Source organism: Streptomyces sp. NPDC032198, from assembly GCF_040636975.1.
In the GTDB taxonomy this organism is placed as follows: Bacteria; Actinomycetota; Actinomycetes; order Streptomycetales; family Streptomycetaceae; genus Streptomyces.
On the sequence record NZ_JBEZVL010000004.1, the window covers coordinates 458500 to 479454 of the forward strand.

The 20955-nt window shown below is 71.9% G+C and carries 22 protein-coding genes and 2 riboswitches; of the genes, 11 read left to right on the forward strand and 11 right to left on the reverse strand.

Annotated features, from left to right (window positions below; translation table 11 throughout):
* Positions 1-252: 252 nt before the first annotated feature.
* From AB0E78_RS13150 to AB0E78_RS13165, 4 genes are all read left to right on the forward strand, one after another.
* Positions 253-645 (forward strand): VOC family protein, encoded by a 393-nt coding sequence (locus tag AB0E78_RS13150; RefSeq protein ID WP_361831433.1) that lies wholly within the window; start codon positions 253-255, stop codon positions 643-645.
* Between the two features lie 273 nt (positions 646-918).
* Entirely contained in the window at positions 919-1851 is a 933-nt protein-coding gene (locus tag AB0E78_RS13155) for a serine protease (RefSeq protein ID WP_361831435.1), read from the forward strand.
* 10 nt (positions 1852-1861) lie between these two features.
* Entirely contained in the window at positions 1862-2164 is a 303-nt protein-coding gene (locus AB0E78_RS13160) for a carboxypeptidase-like regulatory domain-containing protein (protein ID WP_361831437.1), read from the forward strand.
* Positions 2165-2233: 69 nt separating this feature from the next.
* On the forward strand, positions 2234-2494 hold the full coding sequence (locus AB0E78_RS13165) for a hypothetical protein (RefSeq protein ID WP_361831439.1): 261 nt from the start codon (positions 2234-2236) through the stop codon (positions 2492-2494).
* A gap of 37 nt (positions 2495-2531) precedes the next feature.
* On the opposite strand, the gene AB0E78_RS13170 is transcribed toward AB0E78_RS13165, so the two are convergent.
* A complete protein-coding gene (locus AB0E78_RS13170) occupies positions 2532-2900 on the reverse strand; it encodes a hypothetical protein (RefSeq protein ID WP_361831441.1) in 369 nt (122 codons plus the stop codon).
* 221 nt (positions 2901-3121) lie between these two features.
* Here AB0E78_RS13170 and AB0E78_RS13175 point away from each other — a divergent pair, with 221 nt between their 5' ends.
* On the forward strand, positions 3122-3718 hold the full coding sequence (locus AB0E78_RS13175) for a TetR/AcrR family transcriptional regulator (RefSeq protein WP_361831772.1): 597 nt from the start codon (positions 3122-3124) through the stop codon (positions 3716-3718).
* Here AB0E78_RS13175 and AB0E78_RS13180 read toward each other — a convergent pair.
* On the reverse strand, positions 3715-4794 hold the full coding sequence (locus AB0E78_RS13180) for a saccharopine dehydrogenase NADP-binding domain-containing protein (RefSeq protein ID WP_361831443.1): 1080 nt from the start codon (positions 4792-4794) through the stop codon (positions 3715-3717). The genes AB0E78_RS13175 and AB0E78_RS13180 overlap by 4 nt on opposite strands.
* A 108-nt stretch (positions 4795-4902) precedes the next feature.
* Between AB0E78_RS13180 and AB0E78_RS13185 the strand changes: the two genes are divergently transcribed.
* The 3 genes from AB0E78_RS13185 to AB0E78_RS13195 all read left to right on the forward strand — a co-directional run bounded on the left by AB0E78_RS13185 (position 4903) and on the right by AB0E78_RS13195 (position 7232).
* A complete protein-coding gene (locus tag AB0E78_RS13185) occupies positions 4903-5844 on the forward strand; it encodes a helix-turn-helix domain-containing protein (protein ID WP_361831445.1) in 942 nt (313 codons plus the stop codon).
* A 234-nt stretch (positions 5845-6078) separates the two neighbouring features.
* Complete coding sequence (locus AB0E78_RS13190) at positions 6079-6702, forward strand: hypothetical protein (RefSeq protein ID WP_361831447.1); 624 nt, start codon at positions 6079-6081, stop codon at positions 6700-6702.
* The gene (locus AB0E78_RS13195; protein WP_361831449.1) at positions 6699-7232 is read left to right on the forward strand and encodes a hypothetical protein; all 534 of its coding nucleotides are present in this window, start codon (positions 6699-6701) and stop codon (positions 7230-7232) included. The genes AB0E78_RS13190 and AB0E78_RS13195 overlap by 4 nt, the downstream gene beginning before the upstream one ends.
* A gap of 70 nt (positions 7233-7302) precedes the next feature.
* On the opposite strand, the gene AB0E78_RS13200 is transcribed toward AB0E78_RS13195, so the two are convergent.
* Together AB0E78_RS13200 and AB0E78_RS13205 are read right to left on the reverse strand one after the other, a co-directional pair.
* The gene (locus AB0E78_RS13200; RefSeq protein WP_361831774.1) at positions 7303-8343 is read right to left on the reverse strand and encodes an NAD(P)-dependent alcohol dehydrogenase; all 1041 of its coding nucleotides are present in this window, start codon (positions 8341-8343) and stop codon (positions 7303-7305) included.
* Between the two features lie 184 nt (positions 8344-8527).
* Positions 8528-10588: a serine/threonine-protein kinase gene (locus tag AB0E78_RS13205; protein WP_361831451.1), complete on the reverse strand. Its 2061-nt coding sequence runs from the start codon at positions 10586-10588 to the stop codon at positions 8528-8530.
* A 199-nt stretch (positions 10589-10787) separates the two neighbouring features.
* Here AB0E78_RS13205 and AB0E78_RS13210 point away from each other — a divergent pair, with 199 nt between their 5' ends.
* Positions 10788-11780 carry a winged helix-turn-helix transcriptional regulator gene (locus AB0E78_RS13210; RefSeq protein ID WP_361831453.1) on the forward strand — a complete coding sequence of 331 codons (993 nt, stop codon included), beginning with the start codon at positions 10788-10790 and terminating at the stop codon, positions 11778-11780.
* 117 nt (positions 11781-11897) lie between these two features.
* On the opposite strand, the gene argG is transcribed toward AB0E78_RS13210, so the two are convergent.
* A complete protein-coding gene (argG, locus tag AB0E78_RS13215; protein WP_361831455.1) occupies positions 11898-13346 on the reverse strand; it encodes an argininosuccinate synthase in 1449 nt (482 codons plus the stop codon).
* A 151-nt stretch (positions 13347-13497) separates the two neighbouring features.
* On the opposite strand from argG, the gene AB0E78_RS13220 reads away from it, so the two are divergent.
* Positions 13498-14568, forward strand: a complete 1071-nt coding sequence (locus AB0E78_RS13220; RefSeq protein WP_361831457.1) for a hypothetical protein — start codon at positions 13498-13500, stop codon at positions 14566-14568.
* 2 nt (positions 14569-14570) lie between these two features.
* On the forward strand, positions 14571-15680 hold the full coding sequence (locus AB0E78_RS13225) for a hypothetical protein (RefSeq protein WP_361831459.1): 1110 nt from the start codon (positions 14571-14573) through the stop codon (positions 15678-15680).
* A gap of 26 nt (positions 15681-15706) precedes the next feature.
* Here the strand turns inward: AB0E78_RS13225 and AB0E78_RS13230 are convergent, their stop codons facing one another.
* From AB0E78_RS13230 to tsaD, 6 genes are all read right to left on the reverse strand, one after another.
* The gene (locus AB0E78_RS13230; RefSeq protein WP_361831461.1) at positions 15707-16606 is read right to left on the reverse strand and encodes an ATP-binding cassette domain-containing protein; all 900 of its coding nucleotides are present in this window, start codon (positions 16604-16606) and stop codon (positions 15707-15709) included.
* Entirely contained in the window at positions 16603-17352 is a 750-nt protein-coding gene (cbiQ, locus tag AB0E78_RS13235; RefSeq protein WP_361831463.1) for a cobalt ECF transporter T component CbiQ, read from the reverse strand. Before cbiQ ends, AB0E78_RS13230 begins: the two co-directional genes overlap by 4 nt.
* Before the next feature lie 6 nt (positions 17353-17358).
* A complete protein-coding gene (locus AB0E78_RS13240) occupies positions 17359-17769 on the reverse strand; it encodes an energy-coupling factor ABC transporter substrate-binding protein (RefSeq protein ID WP_361831465.1) in 411 nt (136 codons plus the stop codon).
* Positions 17769-18494, reverse strand: coding sequence for an energy-coupling factor ABC transporter permease (locus tag AB0E78_RS13245; RefSeq protein WP_361831467.1), 726 nt, complete (start codon positions 18492-18494; stop codon positions 17769-17771). Before AB0E78_RS13245 ends, AB0E78_RS13240 begins: the two co-directional genes overlap by 1 nt.
* Before the next feature lie 29 nt (positions 18495-18523).
* A riboswitch (cobalamin riboswitch) is annotated at positions 18524-18722 on the reverse strand.
* A gap of 72 nt (positions 18723-18794) precedes the next feature.
* Entirely contained in the window at positions 18795-19433 is a 639-nt protein-coding gene (locus AB0E78_RS13250; RefSeq protein ID WP_361831469.1) for a GNAT family N-acetyltransferase, read from the reverse strand.
* Positions 19433-20497 (reverse strand): tRNA (adenosine(37)-N6)-threonylcarbamoyltransferase complex transferase subunit TsaD, encoded by a 1065-nt coding sequence (gene tsaD / locus AB0E78_RS13255; RefSeq protein ID WP_361831471.1) that lies wholly within the window; start codon positions 20495-20497, stop codon positions 19433-19435. The genes AB0E78_RS13250 and tsaD overlap by 1 nt, the downstream gene beginning before the upstream one ends.
* A gap of 159 nt (positions 20498-20656) precedes the next feature.
* A riboswitch (cobalamin riboswitch) is annotated at positions 20657-20874 on the forward strand.
* The last annotated feature ends 81 nt before the right edge of the window (positions 20875-20955 follow it).

A 20955-nucleotide genomic window follows, 5' to 3' on the forward strand; every position in this document is an offset into this window, starting at 1 on the left:
GTGGTCGGCGCGCCAGGCACGGCACAGGCCCATGATCGTGTACGCGTAAAACAGCATTGCACCGGCCGTCGGCCGACATTAAGGTCACTCGGGTGACTGCCGGGTCGGCCTTGAGCCATGTACGAGTGGGGCATCCGGCCTCCGCGTGAGCGCGAGGCGGGCCAGAGCCCCGCCTTCCCTCTTCCGTCTTAACTCCCCGCGCCCCATGCGGCGCGCATCCAGCGGACCCAAGACCCGGAAGAGACACCACACATGCCTGTCACGACCGTCCAGTTGAACCACACCGCTGTCTACGCCAAGGACCGGCAGCTGTCGGCCGAGTTCATCGCCGTCATCCTGGGCCTGGAGGTCGGCGCACCGTTCGGGCCGTTCCTGCCCGTCGACCTCGGCAACGGCGTGACGCTCGACTACTACGAGCTGCGCGACGAGCCGGTGCAGTCGCAGCACTACGCGTTCCTCGTGCCCGACGAGCAGTTCGACGCCATGATCACCCGCCTGGAGACGGTCGGGGTCACCTACTACGCCGACCCGAGCCACACCGAACCCGGGCGGATCAACCGCCTGTTCGGCGGCCGGGGCGCGTACTTCGCCGACCCGGACGGCCACAACATGGAGATCATGACCCGGCCCTACGCCCGCCCGTAGCGTCTTCGGCCACCCCGGCCCGCCACCGCGGCACCCGTGTCCCGGCCGCTCCCGTGGCGGGCGGGGCGCGGGTGCCGGGCCGGGGCAGCCGAGCCCCGGTCCGGCGCGTTCACCACCGTCCGGAAGCGTGCGCGCCCGCGAGACGGGTCGGCGCAAAAGGCTCATTGCGGCACTCTTCCGGCGGCAGTAGAAGGGGCATTGACCCTAAACGTTGCGGCCGCGGCGTTCGGAAAGGCATCACATCGAAGCTCTGAAGAAGCCGGGTGATCCAGAATGCTGCAAGACCCGCACAGCGCAGTATCGAACGAGCCCGAGGACAGTGCCGTCTCACTCGCCACCGAGCAGGAGGCGATCCTGCAGCCGCCCTCCGAGGGGACGCAGGGCGAGGCCCAGCACTCGATGGGTGAGGGCCTGGAGCACGTCGAGGGCTACCGGCGTCCGGAGCACTTCGCCCCGGAGGCCTGGACCGCCCCGACCGCCACCCTGCCCGACATCGGGGAGGCGTCGTTCGGCGCGCCGCCGCCGGCCCAGGAGACGGTGCACGGTCCGGATGACCGCGTACAGATCAGCACCACGAGCGTCTACCCGTGGCGGGTGCACTGCTACCTGCTGATCACGGCCCGCGACAACGCCCTCTACCAGGGCACCGGCTGGCTCCTCGGACCGCACACGCTCGCCACGGCGGGTCACGTCGTCTACATCAAGGGCAGCGGCGTGGCGGGCCGGGACGGCTGGGTGAAGAGCATCCAGGTCATGCCGGGACGCAACGGCGCCTCGTTGCCGTACGGCAGCATCACCTGCACGAGCTTCCGTTCCGTGGTCGGCTGGACGGAGAACGGCGACGAGAACTTCGACTACGGCGCCATCATCACGCCGTCCAACATCGGCTCCACCACGGGCTGGTTCGGCTTCGGCGTCTACTCGGACTCGGACCTGCTCAAGACCACCGGGAACATCGCCGGCTATCCGGGCGACAAGCCGTCCGGGACGCTCTGGTACGGGGCCCGCGGGATCGACTCGGTGGCCGCGCGCAAGGTGTACTACGACATCGACACCGCCGGTGGGCAGAGCGGCAGCTCCGTCTACCGCATCGACAGCAGCGGCCGCTACGGCTTCGCGATACACGCCTACGGCGGATCGCGGGTGAACTCGGGGACCCGGTTCACCACACCGGTCTTCAACAACTACGTGGCATGGAAGGCGTGAGCGAAACCCCATGAACGGCAGCGGCAGGGCAGTGGAGATCACCGGCGTCGTCCGCGACGCGTCGGGCGCCCCGGTGGCGGGCGCGCACGTCCTGTTCAGCGACGGGCCACAGCCCCTGCCGGACATCGCTGCCCTGACCGACGCCGAGGGCCGGTTCTCCCTCGGCGCACCCGCGGCGGGCGAGTACACGCTCCTGTGCCGGGCGGACCCGCTCATGGGCCCGCCCGGCACGGCCGAGGCCACCGTCCACGTCGAGCCGTCCGCGGGGGCCGCGGCGCCCGGGCGGCTGCGGGTCGAGCTGACCCTCGGTTAGTGGCGTGTTCCGCGCCGGGCGGCAGCGGTGGACGTGCGTGCGGCGCGACTCCTGTCTAGCGTCACGAGCATGAACACTGACCCGCAGCGTTTCGAGATCCTGGTGGTTCCCGAGTTCTCGGGGGACGGCGTGAGCACGACCGACGCCCGCGACGCCCTGCGCTCGGCCGTCGTGGTGGCCACGGGCGAGACCGGGGCCTCCGGGTTTCCCCGGTACGCGGGTGACGGCATGGAGGCCGACATCGATCCCGGTACCCGTACCGTCGAGGCGCTCCTGGTCGACGGTGCCGAACTGGACTACGGACTCTCGGTGCGGGTCGCCGAGGCGTAGGCAGGCCTGGCCCCGCGCGGGCGGGGCGGCCACCGGGTCACGGCGGCGGGGCCATGTCGCCGGCGAGCCGTGCCAGCGCGTCCGCGAGCCCCGGCGGCGAGCCGGGGGAAGCGGTTCCGACCGACCCCGCGGGGGAGACGGTTCCCACCACGGAGTCGCCCGAGTGGACCAGGATGTGGCTGGGCGGCCGGAGTTGGCGGGCCTGGTCGATGACCGTCGCGGCGTCCCCGGCGAAGCGGGCGCTGAGGTCGATGACCAGGACGTCGGGCAGCAGGGCGCGGGCCCTCGCCATGGCGAGGAAACTGTCGTCCGTCTGGGAGATGACGTACACGCCGGGGACGGCCTCGATCCGCGGGATCAGGTCGCTCGCCCGGTGATCGGCGGCCAGCACCAGCACGGTCAGCACTTCGCACTTGCCCTTCGCGTGGTCCAGGTTTCACCGGCGACATCGACTTCGCTGATCGTTTCAGCATGTCATCCGACGCGGCGGATCCGGCGACCCCGGGAGCGCTGGCGTGTCGGCTCGGTCGCGGAGTTGATTGTAGAGTGGTTTTCTAGATACCTGCTCTAGTTTCATGGGATAGGCTCCGATCATGACGCCTAGTGGCAGAGCGGGCACGGCGCAACGTGTCGCCTAAGCAGCAACGCGGCGAAGCCACCGTCGACCGGCTCCTGAGCGCGGCGCTGGAGGTGTACGCCACGTCGGGCAGGCCGGGGTTCACCGTCAACGCGGTGACCGCGGCGGGCGGCGTCAGTCTCGGCAGCCTGTACCACCACTTCGGCAGCATCGACGGCCTCGCCGCCGCGCTGTACACCCGCTGCGTCGAGCAGCTCTTCGACGAGATGATCGCCGCCCTCGGCCCCGCGCGGACCGCCCGCGGCGGAGTCCGTGCCCTGGTCACCGCCTATCTGCGGTTCACCCGGGAACACCCGGACGCCGCCCTCTTCCTGCACGCCTCCGCCCACTCGGGCTACCTCGCGGCACACGCGGACCAGATCCGCGGGGCCAAGGCCGACAAGCTGGCGGTCATCGCGGAGTGGATGCTGCCGCGGGTCGCGGCGGGCGAGATCGCGCCCCTGCCCGCACCCGTCATCGAGGTCCTGGTCATGGGGCCGGTCACCGAGGCCGCCCACCGCTGGCTGGCCAGTACGTACGACATGGATCTCGACGAGGCCGCACGGTTCCTGCCCGACCGGATCTGGCGCTCGCTGCGGCCGGACTAGACGGCAAGCCGGGCCGGCAGGTCGAGCCGCGTGAGGTGTTCGGGGGCGAGCGCGCGCAGGAAGTCCGCGGCGTCGAACGCCTCCCCGGCCGCCCGTACGCCCGGCGCCCCGCCGCGCCCGTCGAGGACGCGTTCCAGGGCCTCCGCGACGAGCGGTGCCGTCACGGCGTAGATGTCCTGCCCGCCCGCGACCGCGCGACGGGTCTCCCTGCCGCGCCGGACGACCGCCTCGACGAGGAAGGTCTGCGCGGAACGCCCCACGGCGTCGGCGGGCCGCGGCTCCGGGGTGCCCTCGGCCCGGATGTCCCGCAGCGGCGCGAGGTTCATCACCGCCCGCACCTCGGGGGTGCGCACGTGGCGCGGCAGGGTGACCTGATCGGCCGTTGCGAACGCCTGGGCGTCCTGGGTGCCCAGCGGCTCCGGGAAGTCCCACGGGAAGACGTCCTGGGAGTAGTCGAACGGGCGCAGTTCGCCGCCGGTGTACACGAGGTGCTGCCCGGCGTTGGTCTCGCCGGTGCGCCGGGTGCCGTGGGTCGGGTGCCAGCTGTCGAGGCCGTACGCGAGAGTGATCTCGTCCGCGTCCGGCCAGTCCCCCAGGGCCGCGGTGGCCAGCAGGTCGCCCAGGCCGCCGTAGAACGCCAGGGACGGCGCGATGACGACGCCCGCCTCTCGCGCACGGTCGCCGTAGGTGTCGAACAGGGCGGCGCTGACGCCCTGTTCGGCGGCGACGTCCAGGTACGGGATGCCCGCGCGCAGCGCCGCGTCGGCGACGGGCAGGGACGTCTCCAGGAACGGTCCGGCGGCGTTGACGACCGCCGACGCGCCGTCGAGTGCGCGGTCGAGGGACGCCGCGTCCCCGGTGGACGCCACCCGCACCGGCGCGCCGGGGGCCAGCGCGCGCAGCGCTTCGAGCTTCTCCAGGTCTCTTCCCACCAGGATCGGTGTGGCGCCGCGGCGCAGCAGTTCCGCCACGACGAAGCGGCCGGTGTGGCCGTACGCGCCGACGACGGCGACCGTCCGCCCCTCGAGCCGCACTCCGGCGTCCGAAACGGCAGTCGTGAAAGGGGTGTTGCTCATCGTTGGCTCCCTGTGTCCGGAGGGCGGTGCGCCCCGCACGCACCATGATCCGCGTCCGGACCACGCCCCACCAGTGGCCGGAATGACGAGGGGCGTACAGTTTCGGACATGAGGACCGTGGCGATGGCACTTCCCGAGGGCAGCATGCTTTTCGAGGCCGCGGCGGCCTTCGAGGTCTTCGGCTCGGACCACTCCGATCTGGCCGGGTCCTGGTACTCGTTCACCGTGTGCGGCGCGAACGGCACACGCGTCGGGGACTGGCTCCGCGCCGAGACGGCCCACGGCCTGGAGGCCGTCGCCGCCGCGCAGACGGTGATCGTCCCGGCCTGGCGCGACATCGGCACGCAGCCGCCGGGCGACTTGATCGAGGCCCTGCGCACCGCCCACGCGGCAGGCTCCCGGATCGTCTCGCTGTGCACCGGCGCCTTCGTCCTCGCCGCCGCCGGACTCCTCGACGGCCGCCGGGCCACCACGCACTGGGCCCACGCCGAGCGGCTCGCCAGGCTCCATCCCCGGGTCACGGTCGACCCCGACGTCCTCTTCACCGACGAGGGCAGCGTGCTCACTTCGGCGGGCAAGGCCGCGGGCATGGACCTGTGTCTGCACCTCGTCCGCGCCGACCACGGGGCGACGGTGGCCAACGCACTGGCCCGGCGGCTCGTGACCCCGCCCCACCGGGACGGCGGCCAGGCGCAGTTCATCCCGGCACCGGTGGCGCACGGGCGCGACCACCCGCTGGCCGATCTGCTGCCCTGGGTCCTTGGCCGCCTCGAACAGCCCCTCACCATCGAGGACCTGGCCCGACAGGCCGGGATGAGCAGCCGCAATCTGTCCCGGCACTTCCATGCCGTCACCGGTACGGCGCCGCTGCGCTGGCTGCTCAGCCAACGGGTGCGGCTGGCACAGGAGTTGCTGGAGTCGGGCGACGAGAGCATCGAGCGGATCGCGGCCCGTACGGGCATGGGGACCTCCGCCACGCTCCGGCGGCACTTCACGCGGGTCACGGGTCTGCCGCCCGAGGCCTACCGGCGCACCTTCGGCGCCTCCTGAGTGCCGGTCGGCTCGTCCCGGCGCTCCGGCGAACGCTCGTGAAGTGCCCCTCGTCCGACTGATTGCCGGACATGGGGGTACTCGGCCGCCATGCGAACCCGGAAGCAGTCGTTCGACCGCTGATCACAGACGCCCCGATCGGTGCCCGCGTCGCGTGGGTGCCCATCGGCCGGCTTCGGCGCCGAACGAAACACGAGAAAAGCTGAACGGACCACGACATCAAGGGAGGCAGCCATGATCACCGCCGTCATCATCGCCGTGGTCGTCATCGCGGCAGCCGTCGTCCTCTTCGTCGGACTGCGGCGAGCCCGGGGCGGCGGAGGCAGCCTGAAGCGCCGCTTCGGGCCCGAGTACGACCACACCGTCGCCCGGCACGACGGCGACGTACGGGCAGCCGAACAGGAGCTCCGCGAGCGCGTACGACTCCACGGCTCCGTCAAGCCCGAGCCGCTGCCGCCCGGGGCGCGCGAGCGCTACGTCGCCCAGTGGGCCGGCGTCCAGGAGCAGTTCGTCGAATCACCGCAGCAGGCCGTGGCCGAGGCCGACGCACTGCTCGCCCGACTGGCCAGGGACCGGGGCTTCCCCGACGGTGAGCGCTTCGACGAGCAGATGGCCGCGCTCTCCGTCCACCACGCCCACTCCGTCCACGGATACCGCGCCGTGCACACGGCGACCCGCGGGCAGGGCGGCACCGAGGAAATGCGCGAGGCCATGGTCGACGCCCGTCGCCTCTTCGAGGCGTTGGTCGCCGAGCACACGGTCGACTCCAGCCGGAACGGCGGGCACTCCACCGCCGACCGCGGCCACACGCCGTGGGCACTGCCCCGACGTCACGCGAAGGGAAGTGGCACATCATGACGGACGCCGAGCACCTGACACCCCGCGAAACACCACGCGAACAGGGCATGGGCAGCGGCACGCCGCGCGACCCTGCATTCGGTAGCGGCACACCCCGCGACCCGGCAGTCGGTAGCGGCACACCCCGCGACCCGGCCATGGGCAGCGGCACACCCGCTCCGGCCCCTGCTCCCGCGCACGCCGCGAACCGCTCCCCCGCCGCCGGCTCCCCGGCCACCGGCTCCCCCGCGCACGCCGCCGGACCCGGCTCCGAATCCGGTCCCGTACTGCTCGCGCAGGATGAGCGGGACAAACTCGGGCTGCGCCTCCAGCAGGCACTCAGCACGTTCGTGGACAGCCCGCGCCAGGCGGTGGAGGAGGCCGACGGCCTCTTCGACGACGCCGTCAGGCACCTGACCGAAACCCTCACGGAACGACGGCGCACCCTGCGCGAGGGCTGGCAGGGCCACGACACCGAAGCGCACACGGAAGAACTGCGCCTCGCGCTGCGGCAGTACCGGGAAGCCACGGAACGACTGTTGCGCATCTAGAACATCCGGAACGGCACGACGTGGGGCCCGAGGCGAAAAGCCTCGGGCCCCACGTCGGTGCGCGTACCGGTCAGCCGTTGGGCAGGATGACCGCGCGGCCGTTGATCCGGCCCTCGTGCAGGTGCTCGTACGCCTTGGGGGCGTCGTCCAGTGCGTACGTCTCCACATGGACGTCGATCGCACCGGAACGGGCCAGGTCGAGGACCTCGATCAGCTCGGACCTGCTGCCCCAGTACGGGGCGCGGACCGCCGCGTCGTAGGGGGTCGCGCCGAAGCCGACGGACGCGGCTCCGCCGCCGATGCCCACGATGGTCACGTCCGCCTCCACCGCCGCGCAGGCGGTCGCCGTGGCGACGGTGGGCGGTGCGCCGACGAAGTCGAACACCGCCTGTGCGCCGAGGCCGCCGGTCAGCTCACGGACCTTCGCCGCCGCGTGCTCGTCCGACAGGACGGTCTCGTGGGCGCCGACCTGGTGGGCCAGTCGCAGCTTTCCGTCGGTGACATCCAGGGCGATCACCCGGGCCGGGGTCAGCGCGCGCAGCAACTGGATGGCGACGTGCCCCAGGCCACCGGTGCCGATGACCACGACGGTGCTGCCGGGCGTCAGCTTGGGCAGGGAGGCCTTGATGGCGTGGTACGGGGTCAGGCCCGCGTCGGTGAGCGGCACGGCGGTCACCGGGTCAAGGCCGCCCAGCGGGACCAGATGGCGCGCGTCGTCCACGATCATGTACTCGGCGATGGCACCGGGCGCCCCGAGTCCGGGCGGGAGGATGCCAAGCTCCGCGGCGCGCGTGCAGTAGTTCTCCTTGCCCTGCGCGCACATCAGGCAGGCTCCGCAGCCCCACGGTCCGTAGACGGCCACGGAGTCGCCGACCTCGAAGCCGGTGACGCCCTCACCCAGCGCGGCGACGGTCCCCGCGCCCTCGTGGCCGAGGGTGAGCGGCAGCGGGAAGGGCAGCGCCTCCGCGGGCCAGCTCATCACGGCGATGTCGGAGTGACAGACGCCCGCCGCCGTGACCTTCAGGAGTACCTGGCCGGGGCCCGGCTCGGGACGCGGGACGGTGACCACCTCGGGGGCGGCGCCGACGCTGCGGTACTGGACGGCCTTCATCTCGGCGGGCATGCCGGGGTTCTCTTGCGCTGACATCTGGGATGCCTCTTCTCGTTCTGCGTACTGTGCGCCTGATGTCCCCCTCTGTCCTCGACTGTACTCCTCAAGACGTCTCATTGAGACACGTGACCCATTGAGACACGTGACTCTTTGAGACATTTGACGCTTCGGGAATCGTGCGGACTCAGCCGCGGTCGTAGTGGTAGCCGTCGCCGTGGGAGGGTCCGACGTTGTGGCGGATGCCGCTCGGCTCGTCGAGGGTGAAGTAGGAGGGGTCCATGTCCCCGCACACGATCTGGCTCGAGCGCCCCTCGTCCAGGTAGGCGGTGCCGATGTTGATGCGCTTACCGCCGTCCGTCACGGACACCAGCTTGGCCACGTTCTCGCAGTGCCCGCCGCTGCCCGAATCGGTGATGAGCTTGACGGCTCGGCCGCCCGGCGCGACCCGGTAGATGATCACCTTCTGCGGCTGCTGGACGTACGGCGAGTTGAGGGCCCAGGTGCCGGTGAAGCCCTGCGGGACGCCGTTGCCGGAGGCGCCGGAGCCCGAACCGGAACCGGCTCCCGAGCCCGAGCCCGAGCCGGATCCCGACGAGCCGCCGGAGCCCGAACTCCCGCCGCCCGAGGGCGCTTCGGGGTCCCCGCCCCCGCCCTTCCCGGTGGAAGCGGCGTCGTCGTCCGAGGCCTGCTCATCGCTGCCGGCGCCGTCGGAGGGGTCGCCGTCCTTGCCGCGCGAGGAGTCGTCGTCCTTGCCCTTGCCCTTCTCCTTTCCGTCCTTTCCGTCCTTACGGTCCTTGCCCTTGCCGTCAGAGCCCTTGGACCCCGAAGGCGTGGGAGCCGTCGGGGAGTTGTCGGCGCCGGGAGGTGCGCCGTCGGCGCCTGGGGCGCCCTGGGCGCCGTCCTTTCCGTCGAGCAGGGCCACGGTTCCGCCGGATGCCACTACGGCGATGACGGCGACTGCCACGGCCCAGTTTCTGCGGGTGCGCCGGTGGGTGCGATCGGGGACGGGCGCGGCCGTGGCCGGAGCGATGACTGCCGGTTCCGCCTTCTCACGTGACTCGGGCGCATCGGCATCGGCATCGGCATTGGCATCGGCTTGCGGCTTCGGCGCCGCCCGCAGCCCGAAGGTCGCGACATCCGACGCCTTGGCGGGCTCCGAGGCCTTCGCGGCCTCCGGCGCCTCTGCGGGTTCCGATGCCGCTGCAACCTCCGACGCGCTTGAGGCCTCCGGTCCCTCCGGATCCTCCGGCGCCTCCGGTGCCTCCACGTCCAGCAGCCTCGCCGCGTCCTGCGCGAGACGGGCCACCAGAGCGGGCGGCAGCCACGCGGCGCTCTCCGCTCCCGAGGGGCGCGGCCGCTCCGGGTCGGCCAACAGCTCGTCCACGCCGGGGCGTTCAGCGGGAGCCTTGGTCAGGCAGCGGGCGATGAACGTGCGCAGCGGCTCGTCCTCGATGCGGGTCAGGTCGGGCGCGCCCTCGACGATGCGGTACATCACCGCGTGCTGGTTGCTCGCGCCGTGCCCGAAGGGCAGTTGCCCCGTCGCCGCGTACATCAGGACGCAGCCGAGCGCGAAGACGTCGGCCGGTGCGCCCGTCTCCTCGCCCAGGATCTGCTCGGGCGCCATGAAGCCGGGCGAGCCGATGACCATGCCCGTGCTGGTGAGCATCGACTCCACCGAGACCTGTAGCGCCCGCGCGATGCCGAAGTCGATGACCTTCGGGCCCGCGACGGTGAGCAGCACGTTGGACGGCTTCAGGTCCCGGTGCACGATTCCGGCGCCGTGGATGCCCTGCAGCGCCCGCAGCAACCCGTCGGCCAGCGCGTGCACCGAGGAGGCGGGCAGCGGACCGTACGTCAGGAGCGCCTGCTCCAGGGAGGGGCCCGGCACGTAACCGGTGGCCACCCAGGGCCGTGCGGCGTCCGGGTCCGCGTCGAGCACCGGCGCCGTGAAGCGCCCGCCGACGCGCCGCGCCGCCTCGATCTCCCGGCGGAACCGGGCCCTGAACTCCCCGTTGGAGGTGTGCTCTTCGTGCACCACCTTCACGGCGACCGTACGGCCGCCTTCGGAGCGGGCCAGGTAGACCCGGCCCATGCCGCCGGATCCCAGCCGTCCCAGCAGCGGGTAGGGGCCTATCCGACGCGGGTCGCCCGGCGCCAGCGGCTCTATGCCTCCGCCGCCGTCACCGCCGTCACCGCCGTTGCCGCCGTCGCCGCTGCCCCGCTCGTCGCCGTGGTCACCGCTCATGCCGCTCTGTTCCCCCGTTGTTCCATGTCCCGTACTCCCGGCCGGAGTTCCCGTTCCCGCACGCTGTCTTATCTCATGGTGCGCCGCATGGGACAGTCACCCCCCAGTGCGACTCAACAGACCGACGTGACCCGCGAGTTGATCGGTACTATAGAAAACCTAAGTGCCTGCTATCAATGGGGAAGGCGGCCCGGCCCGCATGACACGCAGCTATGACCAGTCCTGTCCGGCGGCCCGAGCCCTGGACGTCGTCGGCGGCCGGTGGTCCCTGCTGATCGTGCGCGAACTACTGCTGGGCCCCCGGCGCTACACCGACCTCGTCACGGGTCTGCCCGGCATCGGCCCGAACGTCCTGGCCGAGCGGCTGCGCGCGCTGCGCAAGGCGGGCATCCTCAGCCAGGTCAAACTGCCGCCCCCGGCGTCATCGGCGGTCTACGAACTGACCGAACTCGGCACCGCCATGCGTCCGGTGCTCGACGAGCTGACCCGCTGGGGCATGCGGCTGCCGACCTCACCCCGGCCCGGCGACACCTTCCGGCTGAGCTGGGTGCTCGGCTGCCTGCGCGCCAGCTTCCGGCCCGAAGAGGCCAGTGGCGTACGGGAGACATACGAGTTCCGGGTGGACGGCGACACGTTCCACCTCCGCGTCGACGACGGCGCGCTCGACATCCAGAACGGCAGCGCCACAGACCCCGTCTGCGCCATCACCACCGACCTCGGTTCGTTCCTCGCCATCGGCGCCCGCCTCGTGGACATCGAGGACGCCGTCGCCCGTGGCCTGGCGAAGCTGGAGGGTGAACTCGCGGCCGCCGCACGGGTGGTGGCCATCCTCGGCGCGCACCCCGAGGCCACCGGCGGACGCCACGGCATCGTCGGAGCCGTCGGTGCCACGTTCCGCCCCGACCACGCTCTCGGCATACGCGAGACCTACGAGTTCGTGGTCGGCGACCTGGTCTTCCACGCCCGCGTCGACGACGGAACCGTCGAGATGGACCTCGGCCCCGCCCCGGACGCCGTCGCGACGATCGTCACCGACCTGGGCACCTTTCTTCAGCTGGGCGTGGGCTCCCTGCCGCTGGAGGACGCGCTCAGCGCCCAGGTCATCGAGGTCAGCGGCGACCCGGAGGCGGGGCTGCGGATGGCGGACGCCTTCGGCGTGGTCCGCGCCGACCGCACGGCTGCCGCTTCCTGACCCGCGAACCCACGACGACGGCGGGCCCCGGCGGATCGAATCCGCCGGGGCCCGCCGTTCAGGTACGTACGACCAGAGGCACGCGCGGCCGACGGCACGTACGACCGGTGAGCCGTGTCAGTCCGTGCCGGACTCCATCGCGGCGCGGTCCAGCATGGACTCTTCGTCCGTGGTCTCGCCGCGCGAGGCGATCGCCTCGGCGCCGCCGCCGTCCATCGCGCCGATCAGGCCGGTCGAGGCCGCCTGCGCCGCACCGATCGGCGTGGGGTGGCCGGAGCCGACCAGGCCGAGGCCCGCGTACTGCTCGAGGCGCGCACGGGAGTCGGCGATGTCGAGGTTCCGCATGGTGAGCTGGCCGATGCGGTCCACCGGGCCGAACGCCGAGTCCTCGGTCCGCTCCATGGAGAGCTTGTCCGGGTGGTAGCTGAACGCCGGGCCCGTGGTGTCGAGGATCGAGTAGTCCTCGCCGCGCCGCAGCCGCAGCGTCACCTCGCCGGTGACCGCCGTGCCGACCCAGCGCTGCAGCGACTCGCGGATCATCAGCGCCTGCGGGTCGAGCCAGCGGCCCTCGTACATCAGCCGGCCGAGGCGCCGGCCCTCGTTGTGGTACGCGGCCAGCGTGTCCTCGTTGTGGATCGCGTTGACCAGGCGCTCGTAGGCGATGTGCAGGAGCGCCATGCCGGGCGCCTCGTAGATGCCACGGCTCTTGGCCTCGATGATCCGGTTCTCGATCTGGTCGGACATGCCGAGACCGTGCCGGCCGCCGATCGCGTTGGCCTCCATGACGAGGTCGACCGCGGAGGCGAATTCCTTGCCGTTGATCGTGACCGGGCGACCCTGGTCGAAGCCGATCGTCACGTCCTCCGTGTCGATCTCCACCGAGGGGTCCCAGAACCGCACGCCCATGATCGGCTCGACCGTCTCGAGCCCGGTGTCGAGGTGCTCGAGCGTCTTGGCCTCGTGTGTGGCGCCCCAGATGTTGGCGTCCGTGGAGTACGCCTTCTCCGTCGAGTCCCGGTAGGGCAGCTCGTGCGCGAGCAGCCACTCCGACATCTCCTTGCGGCCGCCGAGCTCCGTGACGAAGTCCGCGTCCAGCCAGGGCTTGTAGATCCGCAGGTGCGGGTTGGCGAGCAGCCCGTAGCGGTAGAACCGCTCGATGTCGTTGCCCTTGAACGTGGAGCCGTCGCCCCAGATCTGCACCCCGTCCTCGAGCATGGCCCGCACCAGGAGCGTGCCGGTGACGGCGCGGCCCAGCGGCGTGGTGTTGAAGTACGGGCGCCCGCCCGACCTGATGTGGAAGGCGCCGCAGGCGAGGGCCGCGAGCCCTTCCTCGACCAGCGCTTCACGGCAGTCGACGAGCCGGGTGATCTCGGCGCCGTACGCCGAGGCGCGGCCGGGCACGGAGGCGATGTCGGGCTCGTCGTACTGGCCGATGTCGGCGGTGTACGTGCAGGGGACGGCGCCCTTGTCACGCATCCAGGCGACGGCGACGGAGGTGTCGAGACCGCCGGAGAAGGCAATGCCGACGCGCTCGCCGGTGGGGAGGGAGGTGAGGACCTTGGACATAGGAAGAGTATGCATCACTTCGCATGACCATGCAACGTCGGCTCGTGAGGAGTCGGCACCCGAAGACGAATGCCAGATTGGCATGTACCCGTCTATCCACGGGCGGGTGCATGCCCCTAAGGTGAGCGGCCTTCGCGTACTGGGGGGTCTCGTGAACGGTCTCCGTGCGGTCCTTGTCTCTCTTGTGCTCGCGTGTACCGCGGTGGTGTCGCCCGCCGCCGCCGTGGCACGAGCCGCGCCCGTGGCACCGAGCTGGTCGGCGCTGCCGGTGCCCGCGGCCACCCCGCCGGTGACTGTGCTCGACCTCGCGGCCCGCGGTCCTGGCGAGGCGTGGGCCACCGGCTACGAGCAGGCCGCCGACGGGCAGCGGCCGCTCCTGTACCGGTGGGACGGCAAGGCGTGGAGCCGGGACACGACCTTCCCCGGCACCGCCGAGCCGGGCTACCTCAGGGGGGTGCAGTTCGTCGGCAAGGAAACGTGGATCTTCCACAACCGCGCCGGTGAAGGGGAGATCCTGCGCCGGTCGGCGACAGGAGGATGGAGCACCGTCCCGCTGCCGCAGACCCTGTGGACCTACCAGGACTTCGCCGCCGTACCGGGTGCCGCCTGGGTGGTCGGTGAGGACGAGACCGGCCTGAAGGTGTTGCACTACGACGGTTCCGGCTGGGCAGAACAGTCCACCCCGGACGGCGTGCGCTACCTGATGGGGATCACCGCGCGCACGGCCACCGACGCCTGGGCCTGGGCGGACACCGACACCGGGACCGCCGTCCTGCGCTGGGACGGCACGGCATGGCGGGACGCGAAGGTGCCGCTGCCGGCCAACAGCAACATCCACACGATCCTGCTCGAACCGAACGGCCGGGCCACGATCGGCGGCAGCCAGTACACCGACGGCGTGTCCCGCACCTATCTGATGACGTGGAACGGGCAGGCCTGGCGCACCACTGACCCGGCGCTTGGCGACACCTATACGGAGGGCATGGTGCGCGGCCCGGACGGCGCGCTGTGGCTTCCGGTGCGCAGCGACCGCGCGTTCCAGTCGAAGTACGCGCGGGTGGACGGCCGCCGCACCACCTTCTCCTACGGCCCGGAGCGCACGAACGCGATCCTCGTCAAACCGAGTGCCCTGACGAGGGCCGGGCCCGCACTGCTGTCCTTCGGGACCGTCGAGATCTACGGCTCGAAGGCGAACCTGATGAGCGAGCGGCTGGGAGGCTGACCATGGCACGCAGACTTCTCGTCGCGGCGCTCGCCGTCGTCCTGGCCGTCATCGCCGCCGTGAGCTCGGCGACGGCGGAACCCGGGTCCTGGCAGCACGTTCCGGTCCCGGCGCAGGTACGCCCGCAGGCCGGGCTGAACGAAGCCGTGGCGTTCGGGCCGGACCGGGCGTGGGCGGTGGGCGCCGACGCCGTCGGCCGTGAGGCGCCGGGCTTCCCGCTGGTGCTGCGCTGGAACGGCACGGCGTGGCAGCGCCAGAGCCTGCCCGGGATCGGCTGGCAGGGCGACCTTGTGTCGGTCGCCGGGACCTCGCCGACCGCGGTCTGGGCGGTCGGCCGCGACTCGGCGGGCGGCTCCCGCCTGCTCCGCTTCGACGGCAGTGCTTGGAAGGAGAGCCGGGCGCCGCGCGGTGTCGTCCTTGACAAGGTCGTCGCCGGCGGCGGTGAGACCTGGCTGATTGGTTCGCGGGACGGCGTGCAGGTGCTGCTGCGCTGGGACCGGCGCGCGTGGCAGGACGTTCCGGCGCCGCCGGGGTACGTGAGCGGCCTGGACATCGTGGCGGGCGACGACGTCTGGGCCGCCGGCTCCAGCGGCTCGGGCGCGACCGTGTCGCACTGGGACGGGCAGGCATGGCAGCAGACGGTCGTGGACGGATTCCCGCGGGCGGCCGTGGCCAGCGTGCTGGCGGTCTCGCCGACGGAGGTGTGGGCGGGCGGCACGGCAGGCTTCGTCGGGGGCCCGCCGGGCAAGCCGATCCCGCCGCTGCTCATGCGCTGGGACGGGACGGAGTGGAGCCGGGTGACCATGCCCACCGACTTCGGCTACATCTCGTCCCTGTCGGCCGCCGACTCCGGAAAGCTGGGCTGGGTATCGGTGGCCCGCTCGCTGAAGTGGGGCCCGCCGGGCAGCAGTCCGCCGCTCGTCCCCGGGCCGGACTTCCTTGCCTGGAACGGTCAGTCGTTCACCGCGTACGACGAACCCGCGGTGCCCGGGGAGGGCGACTCCTCGATGCAGCGGCTTGCGCCGGTGCCGGGCACGGAGACGGTGTGGTCGGTCGGCCGCGCCGCAGGGCCCGAGGGCACCTTCGCCCCGCGGATCCTGCGGTTCGGCTGAGCGGACGGAGCAGGTCTGCGCCCTGGTCAGCCGCCTGACGCGCCGGGCATCGCCGGGGCCGCCGCGAGGGCGGCCAACTCCTCGGGGGTGCGCGGCCCGTCGCCCGCCCCGGTCAGCAGGCCCTTCGTCCGCAGCAGCTCCGTGACCGCGATCCCCCAGGGCAGGCGGAGCCCCGCCTGCCCCAGGAGGTCCCGCTGGGCGAGCATCTCCACGACCGGCCCCGTACGCACCCCGGAGGGAGTCAGCAGGGCCGCGTCGTCGGCCCAGCGCAGGGCCAGATCCACGTCATGGGTGGCCATGACCACGGTCGTCCCCGCGTCCCGCAGGCCTTGCAGAGTGGTCAGGAGGCGCTCCTGGCCGTCGGGGTCGAGCCCCGCGGTCGGCTCGTCGAGAATCAGGACGCGGGGGCGCATCGCCACAGCGCCCGCGATGGCCGTCCGTTTCCGCTGGCCGTAGGAGAGCAGATGCGTGGGGCGGTCCGCCAGGGCGCTGATGTCGAGCGCGGCGAGCGCCTCGGCGACCCGGGCCCGCACCTCACCGTCCGGCAGCCCCAGGTTCAACGGCCCGAAGGACACGTCCTGTTCGACCGAGGCGGCGAACAACTGGTCATCCGGGTCCTGGACCACCAGTTGAACGGTCGTACGCAGCCGGGTGAGGCTCTTGCGGTCGTACGTCACCGGGGCTCCCCCGACGGTCAACCCGCCCCGGTCCGGCCGGAGTCCGCCGCTCAGCAGCCGCATGAGGGTGGTCTTGCCGCTGCCGTTGCGCCCGAGCAGCGCGAGGGCGCGCCCTTCGGTGACGTCGAAGTCCAGGCCGCTGAGCACGGTGGGCCCGTCTTCGTACGCGTAGGAAGCGGCACGCAGAGCGACCAGGGACCCGCCCGGATCACTGGAGGCGCGCGGCTCGCTCAGGGAGGAAGCCTTCATGGAAGGAGCCATTTCAGTACGAGGGTGAGGGCCGCGAGGCCCGTGAGGAGGACCGCGCTCGCGGCCACGAAGCGCCGGGAGATCCGGGCCTCCGGCACGAGCACCCGCAGGGTTCCGTCGTACCCGCGTCCGGCGAGCCCGGCCTGCAGCCGGGTGGCCCGGTCGAAGGCCCGCACGAACGCGGTGGCCCCAAGACCGCCGAGGGAACGCCAAGTCGCGGCGCGGGTGGTGTGGCCGAGCCGCGCGGCCTGCGCCTGCCGAATACGGCTCATGGAGTCCAGGAGCAGGAAGCTCATCCGGTACATGACGAGGGCCACGTCGACGACGGGCGCCGGCACGCCCGCCTTCACCAGGCGGGGCAGCAGGTCCGACATGGGTGTGGTGAAGGCGAAAAGCAGGACGCCGAGCGAGGCCGCCGACGTGCGCAGGAGCAGACCGCCCGCTCTCGCGGGGCCGCCGTCGGCGAGCGTGACGAACCCTTCGGGCCCGCCGAGTTGGACGATCAGGGTCAGGGCGCCGGTGACGCAGAAGCCGAGCGGTACGCGGTAGGCGCGCCACAGTTTGCGGGGCGGCACACCCGCCGGTCCGAGCAGCACGGCGAGCGCGGCGACGAGTACGAGGGCGGCGCCCGGCCAGGGCGGCAGGGAGACGGCAAGGACAGTGAGGCCGAGCCCGAGCACGGCTTTGTCCACGGGGTGGCGGCGGCGCCAGGGACTGCTGTGCGCCGCCGCGTCAATGGGCAGCACGCGGGATCAGACCTGCTCGGTCTCGGCCCGGGTGCTGTCCGCGTCGGCGGTCCGTCCCTCGGTCCGTTCGGCGGTTCCTTCCGCGGTCTTCTTCGCGGGGGCTTCCTTCGCCAGCGCGATCTCCGCGCCCTGACGGCGTCCCTTGCGCAGACCGAAGTAGTACGCGAGGACGCCCGCGCCCAGCGCCGCCTGCAGCGCGAAGAGCGCCGACTCGATCTCCCCGGAGGGGGGTTCGTACAGCGGTGAGAACCAGGGCTTGTAGTCCGGCTCGATCTCGGTGATCGCGGTCTCGGCCTGGGAGTCGGCCCCGGTGAACGGCTCCTTCTTGTCGTCGCCGAGGCCGAGCGCCAACGGCAGCACCGCGAGTGCGGCGACGATGACGAGGAGCAGGGTGTTGATCTTCGCGTTCCGGCTCATCAGGCGCTGGCCCCCGACTCCGTCTTGGTGTCCGTCTTCTCGGACTTCGCGTCCGCCTTCTTGCCCTGCAGCAGGACGCCGAGCCGCGTGAGCTCGCCCTTGCTGGACTGCACGAGCAGCCGCATCACCAGGACCGTGAGCAGTCCCTCGCTGACGGCGAGGGGGATCTGCGTGACGGCGAAGATGCCGCCGAACTTGCCCAGGGCGCCGATGAATCCGCTGCTGGGGTCCGGGAAGGCCAGGGCGAGCTGGACGCTGGTGACGCAGTACGTGGAGAGGTCGGCGACGAACGCGCCGAAGAACACGGCGACCATGAGCGGCGCGTCGAACCGCTTCAGGAGGCGGTAGACGGCGTATCCGGCCCATGGCCCGACGATCGCCATGGAGAAGACGTTGGCGCCGAGCGTGGTGAGACCGCCGTGGGCGAGCAGCAGGGCCTGGAACAGCAGCGTGATGGTGCCGAGCACCGTCATGATCGGCGGCCGGAACAGGATCGCGCCGAGCCCGGTGCCCGTCGGGTGCGAGCAACTACCTGTGACGGAAGGGATTTTCAGTGCGGAAAGGACAAAAGTGAAGGCTCCGGAGGCGCCCAGGAGCAGAGTGCTCTCAGGGTGCTCCTTGACCTCACGGGTCAGGGAGCGGACTCCGTGGACGACGAACGGCGCGGACGCTACGCCCCAGGCGATCGCGTGCGCCGGTGGGAGGAAACCCTCGGCAATGTGCATGGCTAAGCAGACCCTCTCCAGCACCTCGTGGATGGACAACGTGCCTTGGCCGGTCTCCTGGCTGACGGGTCGTACCGACCGGACTCCGCCTTCCCGGGTGCGTGTGCACCCAGTGGCTGCCGCGAGGGCTGGAGCCGGACTTCCCGATCACAGTGGCGAGGGCCGCACCGGCATCACACCGGATTTCCCGAGCACCAAGGCGTGGTGACCATAGTGCGCATCCGAGTTTCCTGACAACTTGTGGGGTCGCCCCACCTGTGGCACGCGCGAGCGCACCCGACCAGGGGCGTACGCCCCTGGTCAGCCCCTGTGCATCGGCCCGTGCACCCCTGGCACGGGCCACACTTCGCGGGCGGCCGCCACTTCTCCGCCGCGCGGCACCGCGAGCGTCCGGGCGGGGTGGCGGGGCCCGAGGAAGACGACGACGCCTTTGCCGTCTGGCGAGGGGTGGGTCGCCTGGGTCCAGCCCTGGCGCTCGTAGAAGCCCATGGCCTGCGCCGACCGGACCGAAGTGAGCAGCCAGACGCGGCCGTTGGGAGCACCGGCGGCCATCGCCGCCAGCAGGACGGCCCCGATCCCGGCGCCCTGCGCCGTGGGCCGCATGGCGAGTTCGTCTATCTCACGGGCCCCGCACAGCCACGACCGGGCGCGCTCGGCGCCGAGTCCGGCCGCCGCCTGCGGATAGCAGCGGTCGGCGGGAAAAGGGTCGGGCGTGGTCCACCCGGTGGTGAATCCGACGACGTCCGCCCCTTCCAGGGCGATCGCCGAGGTGAACCCGGGACGCCGTATGTCGTCGCCGAGCCGGACCATGAATTCCGCCACTCTCTCCTCGTCCTCGTGCCAGGGCGGCACGCGGAAGGCTTCGGCGTAGACGGTGCGCAAGGCGGCGCCGTGCGCGAGGAGTTGATCGCCGCGCAGAAGCCGGACTTCCGCCGCCATCAGGCGGCCCTCGCCGCGGCCGCCCCCGGCCGCAGGGCCGCGTACGTCAGAGGGGCGGACGGGTCGATCGACATGTCCCAGGGCGCGGGCTCGGCCCCGGCCCGTACGAGCAGGTCGCCGACGGCGGCGATCATCGCGCCGTTGTCCGTGCACAGGGTCATCGGGGGCACGCGCAGCCGTACGCCTTCGGCCGCGCACCGCTCCTCGGTGAGCGCACGCACCCGCGAGTTCGCGGCGACACCGCCGACCACGACGAGGGTGCGGACGCCGTGATCCCGGCAGGCGGCCAGCGCCTTGCGGGTCAGTACGTCCGCGACGGCCTCCTGGAGCGAGGCCGCGCCGTCGGCCACCGGCAGTTCGCGCCCCGCGTGCCCCTCGGCCCAGCGCGCGGCTGCCGTCTTGAGTCCGGAGAAGGAGAAGGCGTACAGGTCGTCCTTCGGTCCGGTGAGCGGGCGCGGGAAGGCCACCGCACGCGGGTCGCCGCTGCGGGCCGCACGGTCGATGGCGGGGCCGCCCGGGTAGGGCAGGCCAAGGACGCGGGCGACCTTGTCGAAGCACTCGCCCGCCGCGTCGTCCAAGGTGTCCCCCAGGTGCACGATCGGATCACGGGCCAGGTCCCTGACGAGCAGCAGCGAGGTGTGCCCGCCGGAGACGATCAGGACCACGCAGGGATCGGGCAGCGGGCCGTGCTCCAGCGTGTCGGCGGCGACATGCCCGGCCAAGTGGTGCACCCCGTACAACGGGACGTCGAGCGCGTACGCGAGGGTCTTCGCCCCCGCGAGGCCGACCTGCAGCGCGCCGGACAGGCCGGGACCCGTGGTGACCGCCACCGCTCCGATGTCGGAGAGCTTCAGGTCCGCCTGGTCGAGGGCGTTTTGGACGACCGGGGCGAAGGAGTGCAGATGCGCTCGTGCGGCGATCTCGGGGACCACGCCGCCGAACCGGGCGTGCTCGTCCATGCTGGACGCCACCGCATGGGCGAGCAGCCGCCCCTGCGCGACGATCCCCGCTCCGGTCTCGTCGCAGGACGACTCGATCCCCAGCACAATGCGCCCCGTTGCCACCGGCGTCTCCTCCACCCACAGACTTTCTGCCTGTGAAGTGTAGTTGCAACCAATATGCAATAAGACCTCCGGTCGGTGCCCCCACCGCCGGGTGGCTCCGTGTCTCACCTCACGGTCCGGAATGTGATCAGTACTGCCCAAGACGCCGATCCACCCTCTAGCCTGATGTGTGCAGCTGGTTCGCCCTGCCCGCCAGGCAGACGCGTCGCAAGAGGGAACCCGGTGGAAATCCGGGACTGCCCCGCAGCGGTGAGTGGGAACGACCGCCGTCATACGCACTGGGTCCGTCGCGGACCCGGGAAGCGACGGTCAGTAGGAACCTGCCTCGGCAGGTGTGCCCGCGAGTCCGAAGACCTGCCCGTTGCCCGTACGTGATCCCTCATGTGCGGACATCCCGGTGACCTCGTGGGCGGGTCGGCGTACAGATCAGGTGGAGCACCGCGCCGGTGGCGCGCGTC